This window comes from Legionella tunisiensis (genome assembly GCF_000308315.1).
Classification (GTDB): Bacteria; Pseudomonadota; Gammaproteobacteria; order Legionellales; family Legionellaceae; genus Tatlockia; species Tatlockia tunisiensis.
On the sequence record NZ_CALJ01000089.1, the window covers coordinates 12,398 to 26,131 of the forward strand.

Here is a 13,734-nt window from a genome sequence, read left to right on the forward strand (position 1 = left end):
CTATAGAAATATATAAAAAGCAACCGCTCGCGAGGTTCCAATATGGCGTATTGCAAGAAATTTATCGATGGTATTAACGCGATTAATTTTTCTGAAAAATCAGTTGGTATCGTTAAAAATGCTTTAATAGCCTATACTTACCAAGAGTTAGCCGAAGAATCGAAAGCAATTGAAGCACGCTTGGAACATTTACCTGAGAGTATTGAAGGTAATGAGTCTGCTAATGAGCAATTAGCACTCTATAAAGAAAAGCAGCAGAAAATTAACCTAGATATTAAAGCCCGCATGCTAGGTCTTCAAGAATCAGTCAAAGTAAATTTGGATGAGCCTATAGTCTTGGGTGATATAGCCGTTTTTATTAGCGAATTTTCTCAAAATTTCCGTAATATCAGACACTTAGCTGATACTCTTTCCGATGCTCCTGCCGCCGTTAAAAAATTGCAAACCAATCTCTATGTTGAAATGTTGGCCAAACTTGGGCAAGCAGAACAAGAAGAACAATTGCAGACTTTATCGCTGGATAATATTAAGGACATGATAGAGCAAGCGACTTTAATGTATGAAAATAAACCGGATGATGTGCAACTACGGAATCAATGCCAAAGACTCGCACAGATGGGATTCTATGAGATGGTTCGCCGTGATTGTGCAAAAGTAGAAGTCGCTGAATCGGCACAATATGCCCAATACCAAGAAGTTCTTTCCGGTTTACGCACCAAATTACCTAATGTAAAAACCTCGGCGATTATCGATAATTTAAGCCAATATAAAGATAGCAATGGGCATTCTGTTGCGGATTTACTAGCTGACGTAGAAGGCAAATTAAAAATAACGCAAAAAGGTGATTGGGATAAGGCAGCTAAAATCAGTATGGTCAAAGAAAGAAAAGCACTCTTTGACCAATTAAGATTTGGCCAAGAAGATCGTAGAGAATATGCAAGAAAAATCCAAGGCAACCTTACACGTGATTTGTTCTGGGCAAGAAATATCCGAGATGTAGAGCTGTTTACTAAAAGTACAACATCTGATGAAGTGTTTACTAGTTTGGCTGAGGGGCGTTTATTAAAAAAAGCAAGCAAAAGTACTTTTAAATTTCAGCAGGCTAAGCATAAGAGTGCTGACCTAGTTCTTAAAAAATTGGAAGAAGGGCTGGCGGGGGTGTGGGATGCTCGAAAAGGTCTCGGTATTAAAACTGGTAATTCAATAGAAAAATTCACTGAGACCGGTCTCCGAAATGATAAAACACTAATCAAGGAATGTGTAAAAGACATATTTGCCGGACATGCAGGTACTCCTACAGTGCAGGTTTCTCCAAATGGTAAAATAACTGTCAATTTGTATTATTTCGACATGAAACCTGCTTTCCTAGATGCTATTTATAACGTTATTAAAAAGAATGGCGGTTTTGGCCGGGATTTCAGGCCAATGTTCGCGAGCTTTACTGGCTTAACGGACATCACCGACCACCTTCATCGCCAATCTATCACGGGAGATTCTGTCGAAGATATTCAGAGACAGCTTACTCGTTTAGATGTTGATGGAGAAGAAGCACTAGCTTATCAAACGGCCTTGGACCTAATTAAAGATAGCATTCCCGAAAAGAGTGTTAAAATTAGTAAAGCAGGATTAGGTGACGGTGAGTTACTGTTACGCAAGCTATTGGAATTACAATCTATATGTGGTGTAAAAGCGGTTCAAGACGCTATTAATGCTCCCACCCCACTAGTTAAATCTGAAACTTTATTAGAACTCGAAGAAGCCTTTAAATTGGTGGCTGCCGGTAAATATAAAGCAGCCCTAGAAGTTCCAGGAATTGCTGCTAGTACAGAGGACGCATACACGAAAATTGCTTTATTAGATGAAAGAGAGTTAGATAAACGTGTTGCACCTATTGTTAGCAAAGCAAAAATAATGACTGCTTCTGCCCAAGAAAGGCGTGAAAAAGTACGGCAACTTGAAGAGGCGTTTCAATCAGAAGAAGACGTTGCTGCCAAAGTAGAAGCGGTCTTTTTAGCCGAATACGAGGCAATGGCACCTACCTTGAAATTAGATGTCCTCGGTATCGAACGTATGAAAGCTGAGATTAAGGGCATGGCAATCGATACGGTTCGTTTAATCGAGCGTACTCGAAAAGGTGAGCCGGCTATAACAAAGTCTGAGCAAGATGCGTATTTTTCTATTGTGCAAAAAATTGCAGATGCTATAAAACCCACAGACATTATTGATGTACGATTTAAAGTAAAGCATTCAGCAACAGGTCCGATTACTATTCAGGTGTTAAATTCAGCTGGAGAGCCAGTTGAAGGTAGCCCCGTTGCAGTGAATTTAGGTTCAACAAAACTCCCTTATTCTTTGGTAAAACCACCAGGGGGAGAGTTTATTTTTCCTACGGTGGTAGTCGGGGTGTAATTGCACCTTTCGAGGGTTTGGATGAAGCTTATGCTGGGCCTGGTGGAAAGAAAGGTCGTTTATTTACCCACAGCAGGCTCTTGGGTGTTGGTCAATACGGTTCAGTGAAAGAGGTTGAAAGTCTACTGGTTGGTTTAAACCAGGTAGTTAAAAAAGGCTATGTACCGGGAACTGATCCAACTTTTGATCCCAAGAGTCGCGATGAGTTGAGAACACGCCCTATTACCGCACGGGATGATCCTCTTTATCGCATAGAAAGTGATGTTTTGCAAAATCTTTCTGAAGCCGAAAATGCACGAAAGGGGGCTTTATCGGGAGGCACTCAATACTGGATAGAAAAAGATAAACCTAGAAAGGCTGGAAAGTTATTTGCCAAGGATAAAACGCCAGAACAGTATCAGATTTTAACTGAACGGGCAAAGGGTGATAGTTTAGCGGATATAACCAATGCTCAATTAAACCTTTACACAAAGGGAGCGCTTGAATATCACGATCCTTCGAAGCGACCCGAGAAAGTGAAGGGGCAAGCGTTTACTGATTTGAAAGAGACAGTTGCTTTATCCCAAGCCATTGTGAGGGAAGCCCAAAAATTTGAGGCTTTAAAGTTTAGCCATAATGATATCAAACCAGAAAATTTCCTCTATAAGAGAAATCCGGATGGTACTTATCAAGTCAAATACATTGACTGGGCAACTGGTGGATTTATAAAAAATTACGAAGGTTCCAAAATCGAAGTCAGCGATATTTTTGACGAAAAATTTGGTCTTAATCTCCCAACAAAAGTAGTCAAGAAGGAAGTATATCATGATGCTAACGGGGATTTTGTTGAAAGATGTATAGATGCTGATGGGCGTTTTGTTCAAAAGAAAGAGAATGGCGAGATAATTTTTGGGGTTAAACCAACCTTACAAATTTTACATGGCGCACGTAATGGAACTCTGCCTTATATCAGTCCCCAAGTATTAGGAGAGGATCGGAGCGCTATACCGTTATCAGCAAGTAGTGCTCCTGATCCCAGCAAAAATACGGTATTGGATAAACCTGAAGATCCTCATATGGATGATTGGTCATTAACTGCAATGGCTTTTGGTATATGCAATCGCCAGGCTTATTTTAGCCTTGTTAAAGGACGGGCAGTCGGGGATTATGTTATTCCTAGAGTTTTAGCCGCTGATGGAAAAGATCCTCAAGGATTAGCAATTACGGATTGGAGAGAGTTTAACAAATATTTTGCTTGCGATGGGAATGAGATTACTGCACAGGATATTGAAACGGGTGCTGCTTATACTAAAAAAGATGCGGTCATGTTCATTCCATCTAACCAACGTGAAGGTTCACCTCTACATCTCTATCGCCGTTTGCAAGCCTTACAACAATCATTGACAGAAGCTGCTCTTCTTAAAGGAGCTCAAAGTCCAGAGAAAAAACTTATCGATAAGATCGATGCAATTCTCACCGATGCTCGGGCAGTAGTTGCTAGTGGTGTGGGTTATAATAAAGCCCAATTACAAGAAAAATTGGCAGCAGCACAGCAATGTATTAATGATTATGAAAAATTAAATGATCTGGGTCACCAACAAGTCTTGGCAAAAGGCGAGATCCTACAATCTGTGCTCACAAAAATCACAGCGAAATACCGTTTATTGGAGAGTTCAGGCGGAACAAAGCATCTGGATGTCTTGTTTAATTATCCTAGTAATGAGACCCAAGTTGGACAAGTAAAAGGTGTTTTAGACAAATTTCTACCTGAAGAAGATGTTTTTCGCCTCTTTTTGGACGACAGTGCAACCTTCCCTGACTTGCTAAAAAATTGTATTGCCCAGGGTCAAAACGAACTTCTAAAACATGTACTCGGCAAAATTACTACAGAAAATCCTGAGAACGCGCAGAGGTTGATTGCTGTTGTAAAAAGAGACGGCCTATTACACTATGCTGCGGAACATGGCATGACTGACGTTTTCAACAGTTTAGTTGAAACGTTAAAAAGAGCAGGCGCTTCTGAAACAGAAATATTCAAGTTAATGATGCAGGAATATGGCCCTGCTGATTCGGGCCGCCTTGAGAGTGCTCCCCATATTAAATGGGCAACCAATTGTTTCCATATTGCTGTCCGCAATAATAATAGAGCGCAATTAGACACTATCTTAGCCTTATTCCCGAATGAGGAAGCAGAGAAGTTAGTTGAAGAAGCAATTAGTAAGCTTGTTGCACCTGAGACATTAGAGGAACTAGTTGTGGCTACCACTAATGCGCCTTTCAAAGCATTAGAGGGCTGTGCTGAGTTAAATCTGACAGACCATGCCTATAAATCGCTGCAGAAAGTCGCAGCAACGCGTTTGCTACTTCTACAAGGAAAGAAAAAGAGGTTGATGCTGCGGGAGAAAATCTGAAGTGGGCGAGAGCAATTGCTGCTTTTGCTAGTGAAATTGGTGAGGGTAGACATGATGAGCAATTGTCCTCCTTAGGGAAAGGCACTTTCTCTTCCTATGCACATAAAAGGCTCAAAGAAATAGATGGAACGCTTTCGCTTCAACGTTCAACCTTCTCTGAGGAGCTGTATCAGTCTGCAATAATGACGATAGCTACGGAGCGTAGGCAACAGAAAGTAGCAGAAGACCTTGGACAAGCAGCACTAGTACTTGATGAGGTAACCAAGAATGTAATTGGAAGCGCTGAATTAGCTGTTGCTATTGCTAAGCTGGCTGAGGCAATTGCTGCTGGTCAATATGATAAAGATGTGGATGCGCTAAAAACGCTAGGCGGAGGACAAGCTCTCGCTATACGGGAACTTAAAGGTATCGATAATACCTTAACCATTGACGCTCTTACTTCAGAACAATATAAATTAATAGAGACTGCGGCAGTGCAACGCGCGGAGCAAAAAGAAGCCTTAGCTGCTGCGAAAGAAGCTGCCAAGCTTGCTGCGGGCGATAACCTTAAGGCCATTAAAGAGTCTCTGCATCTTTGTGCAGTGCTTGGTAATAAGACCTTATTTAATCAAATTATTGCTAAATACAATGCATTAAATCCTGAGCCCGAAAAAAGAATTGATGCAAAAACTATCCTGGCAATTCTACTGCCACCTGATGGTACTTCGCCTTACCATCTATTCATGCGCGATGAAGGTACGCAAGAACTTGCGTGGGCAGCGGACAATAAAGAACTTGCTAAAGTTTTTCTATTAGAAGCACCGGTTCATACAGATGCTTACCCGCTCTTAATTGCAGCAAAAAACGGTAATTTTGCGGGCGTGAAAGAATTAATTCGGCTGGGGGAAACGCTCGAGTTATCTGCCGAAGAATGGACAGCACTTTTTAAACAAAGGGATGAGAGCGGTAAAACCCTGCTCAATTATGTCTTAGAACAAGAGCAGTTTACTTTCCTAACGGAATTGCTTGCTAAAATTAAAACACACAGTGGCGATACGGCTGAAAAGACTTTAGTTCATCTTCTGAGTAATCCACATCCGGTTAATCCGCTCAAAAACTATTTAGCGGCTGAAAAAAGCGAAGCAAAACAATTTAAAATGGTAAAAGAATTACTCGATGCAGTTTGCGCTAAAGCGAATCCTCTGAAACCAGAGCTAGAGCAGGCACGTCTAGTCGCTTTATTGGTTAATAAAGATTGGTTACTTGAAAAAGCTCAAAATGAGACGCATCACGAGGCTTTAAAGGAATTATTACATAGTGACGCGCTGTCTATTCCTTTCCGAAGAGGTCTTTTCGCCAAATTAGAAAAAGATGCCAAATCTCCTTCTGTTGAAAAACGTTTTATAAAGACTTACTTGATGATGTGAGTCCTCGTATAGAAATTCCGATGGTCCCAATAGTTGCTATCCAGTTACCACCAGGGATCATGCAAGAAGTCGCCAGACAAACAAGCGATTTGAATGAGTTGATTGCGGCTTTGGCGAGTGATCGGGAGGCGGTTAGAGAGCTGCAGGAGCAGGTTGAAGAGTTAACGGAAGCGCAGGAGAGTTTAGCCGAAGAGTTACGCCTTGAGAAATTGGCGGTTGCTGAAGCAAGAGAAACCCAGGTCAAGACAGCGAAACAACTGCAAGAAACGGAATCGACTGTTCATCGCCTGGAAGAAGACGCGGAGCGCTTGATAGCGACGCATAATGAGAAGGTCGAATTACTGGAAAAAGCGATTGCGAAGAAGGATGAGGCTTCTGAGCAAGCGGCCCTTGATCTTGAGCAAGAGCGCCTGGAGCATCGCAATGCGCTGGATGATTTGGCAAGCCGCTTAAGCACAGCAGAAAATACACGTGATGAATTGTCAGAGAAACTTGAGAAGCAATCCATTGAATTGCAATCAAGTATTTTGAATGCAGAGCGCTTGAGCAAAGAGGTATTGAGTTTAGAATCACGCAACAGTGACTTGCAAAAGGAATTGTCTTCTTCGAAAGATGAGACGGAAGAAGTACGCAGTAAGATGCAATTGGCTCTGGAGAAGCAACTTGCAGCGACCAATTTAGCGAAACAAGAGGCTTCAACGCATTTGGAATCATTGGAATCGCTGCGTGTAGAGCACTCCAAACAGAGTTTGCGTGTAGAAGAACTGGAAGCCACTAACAGCGAACTGCACGATCAGATAGAAGAAATCTCAGAAATTGTTCGACAAAAAGACCTGGAAATTCAAGCAGAAAGGCGAGAGAAAGAACAGCAGGAGCTTCTTGCAGCAGAAAGATTAGTGGAATTACAACGACTTCAAGAAACTTTAAGAGCAGTCGCTGAACAAAAAGCGCTGCTTGTGCTTAAACCTCTCATTGAAACTAGTAGAGACGTAGATTTATTAAACGCTATTTGTGATGAAGACAAAGCGGAGTTAGATTTGGCTGCTATTGGCTGGAATGGGTATGCTGCTGAAGTAGCGGCTATTGGAGATATTGCTTGGCAACAAATTGAAAATGCAGCAGATCTACGTCTAACAGCTCTAAGTCAACAGGCAAGTAATGCATTAAAAGCCAAAATTCAAGATAGTACAGATTTGGTAGCCTTGCGTGGAATTGCTGATGCTGAAAGCAATGATGAGTTAGAAGTAGGAGCTGGTTTTGATGAGCATGTAGGATTTTTGCGAGGAGTTGATGCCTATGAAGCCATCAAAGACGAGGCAGAACTTCGATTAGCAACTTTAGATCTGGAAGCGCAAGACGCTTTAATAGCAGCAATTAATGATAGTCATGATGCCGCCCTACTAGATCGAGTTGCTAATGTTGATAGCAATGTTGATTTGAGAGGAACTGGTTTAACTGTTGGTCATGTAGATGCCTTGAACAGGCTCGATGCCTATATGGATATTAAGGCCGTAGCTCAAGAACGTATAGATGCTAATCAAGATGCAATTGTAGCTCTGACAGACTTTATCAACGGATGCGAGGATGCGCAATTTCTGGAAGCGGTTACCAGAGTTACAACAAATGGGCGTTTAGAAGCGGCTTTTGATCTGTTTGGTAAAGGTAATGCCGATCATTTGCAAGCCCTGATTAAAGTGGATGCTTATACGCAATTTGTTGACTTGGCAAGGGCACGTTTGCTTGCCTTGGATGCTGCAAGGCATCGCCGACCGGATGAACCTGATCCAAGAATCATAGCGCAGGAAAAAGCTGTTCATGCTTTGAAAAGAGAGATTGCTATCAGTAAGGATGGGCGCTTACTGACAGAGATTGCAAGAGCAACTAGCAATGAAGAATTAAATCACAATTGGCATCAACTTGATGAACTTAATCTACATAATATTCAGGCTTTAGTACAAGATGATGCGTATGAACGGGTTCGTGATGCGGCGGACGCACGACTTGATTTTCTGGTCGCAGACCGTAATCAAAAGAGAGATAAATATGCAGATCCTATGCAATATGCCGCAACCTTATTGGCTGATGAGACTACATTAAAGGGCATTAATCAACGTGTAGGCGCTATTGGTACTGTTGATAAGAAGGTACGTAGTGAATTACGGCAATTAGGGGCTATGAATCCTATGCATTGGTTTAGTCCTGCTTTCCGAGGAGCAGCCAAGAAAAATGCAATAGCGATGGAAGCTCATTTCACTGCATTGGCAACGACTTGTAAAGTGATAGTGGATTATCTTGTCCCGCTGCGTAATGAATTAAATGAGCAACTCGCTAGTATTCCGGCTGATACGAGTATGTTTTCTCAGGAGCAAAGGAGTGCACTGGAAGGGCGTCGGGCTCTCTTAAATAGGTATTTGGAAAAAGTAGACGCAGAATTAGAACTCTATAAACCAGTGTATGAGCAATTGTACGGTGATCCAAGAGCGCGCGAGCAGGTCTTGAAGGATGGTATATTAAAAACCATTCGAAGAGCAAAAACCGATGAGGGAGCTCTTGAGGTATTTCCTTTCAAGAGTGCTACCCAAGATCATCTGATGGACGAAAGAGCCGCTCATTTTAGAGCAGGCTATACATCGAGTGCAACGGCAGTTAGTGCCAGATCCACGACCTTGGGTTTGGGTGCTCATCAAGCTCGATATGCGGCAGGTGATGCATTTAAAGCAGGGCATTTTAGAGAACATACTATTAATCCCGATGCGGCACGTACCGGGCGATATTCTGGTTGTTATATTGAAGAGAGAGCATCTAGTTATCGTACGAGTCTTGCCAATGCGAGTGAGTATCTAGCTGATCTTAAATTGACGATCACTCAATTTCCTGAAGCCCCTCTCGGAGTAGCGGAAGATGATCCTCAGTTGGTTGAAGATAGAATACATTTTGCTTTGGCTTGTGCTGTGACTCTATTAAGCGCTTTCAGTGACCCGCCTACTGAGAGTAATCCGGTTGTATTGCGTGGCTTTGAAGAAAAAGAAATGCGCTATATATGGACAGCGTTGATGGTTCTGGGCTCAGAAATACCTTCCATGCAATTTAGTCACAAAGCAATCAATGTAATAAGCCCAACATTTAAGCCAGCTAATGAACTCGGCATGTTCTATGGTTACAGTAATAGCTCTTGCCATGAGACTCTTTTCAAGCCTCATAAGGCTTATGTGGATGGTTTGCTTAAAGGTATCAAAGAAGCGTGTGCACAAAGAGTCGCTCATCAAAAAACCTTGGAAAAGGCAGACAAACTTGCAACGTCTATTAGCTCAACTTATAAGAGTACCTTTAAACAAACACTTGATGAGTTAAGAGAGCAGCAAGATAAAGGTCCAGAGATATTTGGTAGATAGGAGACGGTGGGACGTTATTCCCACCTTTTCTATTTTTATCTTTTTCATCATTGTTGCCACTAAAAAAATTGACAAGCTTTAGTCCGTCGCTAAAAATGGATAAAATCATTTAATAAGTAACCTATGGAATATAAAGACTATTACCAGATAATGGGGCTTGAGCGTGGCGCTAGCCAAGAAGATATTAAACGTGCTTATCGCAAGCTTGCGCGTAAATACCACCCTGATGTTAGTAAAGAGGCCAATGCCGAAGCCAAGTTTAAAGAATTGGGTGAAGCTTATAGTGTTTTGAGCGAGCCTGAAAAACGTGCTAAATACGATCAGTATGGCCAATATTGGAAAGAGCAAGAGCAGGGGCAGGCGTATAGGCCGCAATCAGGGCAAGGTGAGTATTACCACTTTAACGAAGGGAATGCTGCTGATTTTGAGGATTTTATCAATAGTATTTTTCGCGAACGCCAGCAGCAACAGCACGCCTCCTATTATGATCAGGGACGTGATGTGCATGCCAAATTGACGATTAATCTTGAAGATAGTTTTCATGGGACTGAAAAAACGCTGCAATTACAAATGCCAGTGACGAATAGTCAAGGATTCATGGATTATCAACTGCGAGCTATTAAAGTAAAGATTCCTCCAGGGATTGGCAACAAGCAGCAGATACGATTAAAAGGTCAAGGTGGTAAGGGGGCTGGACAACAAGCGGGTGATTTATACATCGAAATTCATATTGCTCCCCATCCCTGGTTTCACTTACAAAAAAAGATATTCATTTACAGGTACCAATCACACCCTGGGAAGCAGCACTCGGAGCTAGCATCAAAGTTCCAACACTGGCAGGGCCGGTCAATTTAAAAATTCCTAAATTAACGCAAGCTGGTAAACAAATGCGCCTTAAGGGAAGAGGTTTGCCGGGTAATCCTCCAGGGGATCAATATGTCATTCTGCAGATAGTTATTCCTACCGAAGAGAATGAACGGTTGACCAGTCTATATCAGCAAATGGCGGGTACTACAACATTTAATCCACGAGAAAAATTGGGAGTTAGCAATGACTGAATCTAAAAAACACCCACTGTAACTGGTGAAGAGTGGTTTTGTTTGTCATTGCATGAAATTACTTCTTCTTTTGGTGTGTCAAGAGAACTGATTATCGAAATTATTGATGAAGGTATTATTAATGTACAAAAAATGAGAATGATGAGTGGCAATTTGATAATGAAGCATTGCGGTGTATTCGTACTGTATTGCAATTAAACAGAGATTTAGGTATTAATGTCGCTGGCGCTGGACTTGCGATTGAATTACTCAAAGAAATTGATCATTTACGCATGCTTCTTGCTAGTAAAGATAAAGAAGGGCTAGTTAGGAAGAGTTGAATAACTCATGTGATCTTAGAGCATGACTAAAATAAAAAAGGGGAAATGATGAGAAAATATTATCAAGGTGCGCTAATTGCTCTGGGTTTTTCACTATTAGCAGGTTGTCAAATGTTTAGTGGAGGAAATTTGTTCCAACCACGTCTTTCTGATGAATCATTGACTGCATCTGTCAATACAGCCTTCTTAAACACACCTGAACTTGCTCCGGTACGTATTCATATAGAAGCACATAATGGTATTGTATTGCTAAGTGGTTATGTGAAGACTATTCGCCAAAGTGATACAGCTGGCGATGTAGCGAGCAAAGTCAATGGCGTTAAAGGTGTAGAAAATAATTTGATTGTGCGGAAATAAACAGTAATGAGTTGGCGGCTAGCGTCAGCAAATGTAGGTTGAGGCTTCGCCTGACAGAACTGTAAAACGATATACTAAATCAGGAATAGATGCTTGTACGTGGTTGTTCCGAGATTCCAATATGCCGCGTGCTCTGCCCGCGGCATCCGGCTTTGTTCCAATTAAAACCACCTGGTTTTATAGAGTAATAATTGAGTTAAGAGGAACTTGCTTGAAAGTATAAACTGGATGTGGTGCGATTTTCTTGTAGGAGAGCACATGAGCTTTCAAGAATTCTCGATGAGAATTGATGTGGTTAAGGAGATGCCACTTGGCTTTTTATTGCTGATAGAGTTGACACCTGAAGAAGCAGTAAAAATGAGTGAAAAAATTTCAGGCTTAAGCAAATCAAGAGAAAAATTTGTAGTAAATGGTATAGATGTACAAGAAGGTGAAGATGGTAAATTTCTTCTTAGAGTCGCACCAGGTATGGGAAGTACAATCGATAGGTTTAGCGTTTTACAGAAAGATTTAACAGTAAAATAGAAGATGAGAGTATTCAATTAGCATTAAACGATATACTCACGAGTATTAAAAGTGCTACTGAAAAGATAAAGAAAAAATTTTCAGGAGGTGTATTACTATTTGGTAAAAGCGAGTATGAAAAACCCAGTGAATACACTGCACGTACAAATAAAATTATGAAAGATATAGTTTTGGAAGCACAAAAAGAGTTATCAGATACCCAAGAGGTAATTAAAACAGAAGGAAAAAATTCGTTGCGGCACCTTTCATTTCTTGCATCAAACGCATCCGTTGAGGTGGAAAAAGATAATAAAAATCGTCATTGGAGTTGTTGTTTCGGTAGGTCGAATTAATATCAACCTAATGATTGTACAGAAAAATTTGAATTGGTCCGACTTAATTTGACACAGTAACCTCTTTTGTACCCAATTAATCAACAGTAACCGGGCACTATAGACATCTATAAATTAGGCTTAACTACCAAAAGTAAAGGTGTAAATAGCAAGCCCAGGTTCTGTGGCGGTTAGCTGCAAAAGACCGTCGGCGAAATGAGGCAAGACTACCAGTTCGTATATAGAATGTTTATTGACGTTAATAGTGCTGTTAATGACATCTTTACCTTTCTCCGTCGTAATCATCCGACCATCTAAAAGTAGCTTCACCTGGATGGGTTTTTGAGAAGTATTACCCATTACCACAAAAACTTTACGTGCATTAAATTGAATTTTTATAGCAGCATCGGCCTGCATTGAAATAATTTTATCAGGCATCACCTGCCACATGCCTTGCAAACCCCAACTGTTCGAGGTGAGTTGTTTTGGGAAGTTATATTGTGCGGGTTTATCATGAATTAATGGGTAGGGGCTGACATTCCTGTCTGCTCGTGCATAGCCCAAATAAGTTTCTGGTGTTTCAGCGAGCGATGAATGGTCGGTACTGGCTTCAGTAGGCATGGCAAGCCCACCGATACCTAACAGAAATCGAATGTTATTTTCGGTGATATCATAGTCTCCTTCGCCCAAATGTTTATACACAACTTTGCCTTCTTTATTAATTAAATAATGGGCGGGCCAATAATGATTATTAAAATTACGCCAAGTGACAAATTGATTATCAAGCGCGACTGGATATTTAATGCCGTTGCGCTTCACTGCATTTTTAACATTGTCCAGATTCTTTTCAAAGTCAAATTCGGGGCTATGTACACCGATAATAACCAAGCCTTTATCGTGATATTTATTATACCAGTCATTAAGATAGGGCAGAGTACGGATACAGTTAATACAGGAGTAGGTCCAGAAATCAACAAGAATAACCTTGCCTTTTAGATCGGCCAGTTGCAAGGGAGGTGAATTGATCCAGGCTTCTATGCCGCCTATTGCAGGTGCTTTATAAGGAAGCCACAAACCATTTTGCAGTGTTGTAGCAGTTTGAATGCTTGTCTTGGCTGTTGTTGTGGACGTGACATTTCCTCTTTCTTGATAAATCATATAAGCAACGCTTGCGATAATAATTCCCCCTAAAATTTTGCGAAAAAGAGAGGTTTTTGTTTTAAAAAAAGCGAATTTATCCATGATGGTGATGCCATAAAGTGCAATGATTAGCATGGGTATGGCAGCACCTAGAGCAAAAGCTAAAAGACTGAAAAAACTGATTATCGTTGTTTGCTGGATCACTGTTTGGACAATCACTGCTGCAAGGATAGGGCCCGCACAGGGTGTCCAGATAATTGCAACTAAAGCGCCAAAGAAAAAGCCACTTATTAGCCCGCCTTGTGGATTACTTGCGGTGGAAAAGGCTGAGCTTAGCCCAACTAAGCGCTGTGTCAGGTAGGTAAATTTTTCTGTCAGATAGGTTGAGAGCATAATAATGCCCAATAACACGAGTATGCCATAAGA

At 41.2% G+C, this 13,734-nt stretch carries 7 protein-coding genes and 2 pseudogenes; 8 read left to right on the forward strand and 1 reads right to left on the reverse strand.

What is annotated here, in order from left to right; genetic code table 11:
- Positions 1-42: 42 nt before the first annotated feature.
- The 8 genes and pseudogenes from BN58_RS06715 to BN58_RS06755 all read left to right on the forward strand — a co-directional run bounded on the left by BN58_RS06715 (position 43) and on the right by BN58_RS06755 (position 11,857).
- Positions 43-2,409, forward strand: coding sequence for a hypothetical protein (locus BN58_RS06715; RefSeq protein ID WP_019216172.1), 2,367 nt, complete (start codon positions 43-45; stop codon positions 2,407-2,409).
- 17 nt (positions 2,410-2,426) lie between these two features.
- Positions 2,427-4,799 (forward strand): hypothetical protein, encoded by a 2,373-nt coding sequence (locus tag BN58_RS06720; protein ID WP_019216173.1) that lies wholly within the window; start codon positions 2,427-2,429, stop codon positions 4,797-4,799.
- A 62-nt stretch (positions 4,800-4,861) separates the two neighbouring features.
- On the forward strand, positions 4,862-6,205 hold the full coding sequence (locus BN58_RS06725) for a hypothetical protein (RefSeq protein WP_232220408.1): 1,344 nt from the start codon (positions 4,862-4,864) through the stop codon (positions 6,203-6,205).
- Positions 6,202-9,597 carry a coiled-coil domain-containing protein gene (locus tag BN58_RS06730; RefSeq protein WP_156812408.1) on the forward strand — a complete coding sequence of 1,132 codons (3,396 nt, stop codon included), beginning with the start codon at positions 6,202-6,204 and terminating at the stop codon, positions 9,595-9,597. The genes BN58_RS06725 and BN58_RS06730 overlap by 4 nt, the downstream gene beginning before the upstream one ends.
- 150 nt (positions 9,598-9,747) lie before the next feature.
- Positions 9,748-10,655, forward strand: a pseudogene (locus BN58_RS22835) (DnaJ C-terminal domain-containing protein).
- 143 nt (positions 10,656-10,798) lie between these two features.
- Positions 10,799-10,975: pseudogene (locus BN58_RS29630) on the forward strand (chaperone modulator CbpM); the annotation flags it as partial.
- A gap of 45 nt (positions 10,976-11,020) precedes the next feature.
- The gene (locus BN58_RS06750; RefSeq protein WP_083852133.1) at positions 11,021-11,332 is read left to right on the forward strand and encodes a BON domain-containing protein; all 312 of its coding nucleotides are present in this window, start codon (positions 11,021-11,023) and stop codon (positions 11,330-11,332) included.
- 258 nt (positions 11,333-11,590) lie between these two features.
- Positions 11,591-11,857: a hypothetical protein gene (locus BN58_RS06755; protein ID WP_026069319.1), complete on the forward strand. Its 267-nt coding sequence runs from the start codon at positions 11,591-11,593 to the stop codon at positions 11,855-11,857.
- Positions 11,858-12,309: 452 nt separating this feature from the next.
- On the opposite strand, the gene BN58_RS22840 is transcribed toward BN58_RS06755, so the two are convergent.
- Positions 12,310-13,701: a cytochrome c biogenesis protein DipZ gene (locus tag BN58_RS22840; RefSeq protein ID WP_232220409.1), complete on the reverse strand. Its 1,392-nt coding sequence runs from the start codon at positions 13,699-13,701 to the stop codon at positions 12,310-12,312.
- Positions 13,702-13,734: the final 33 nt, after the last annotated feature.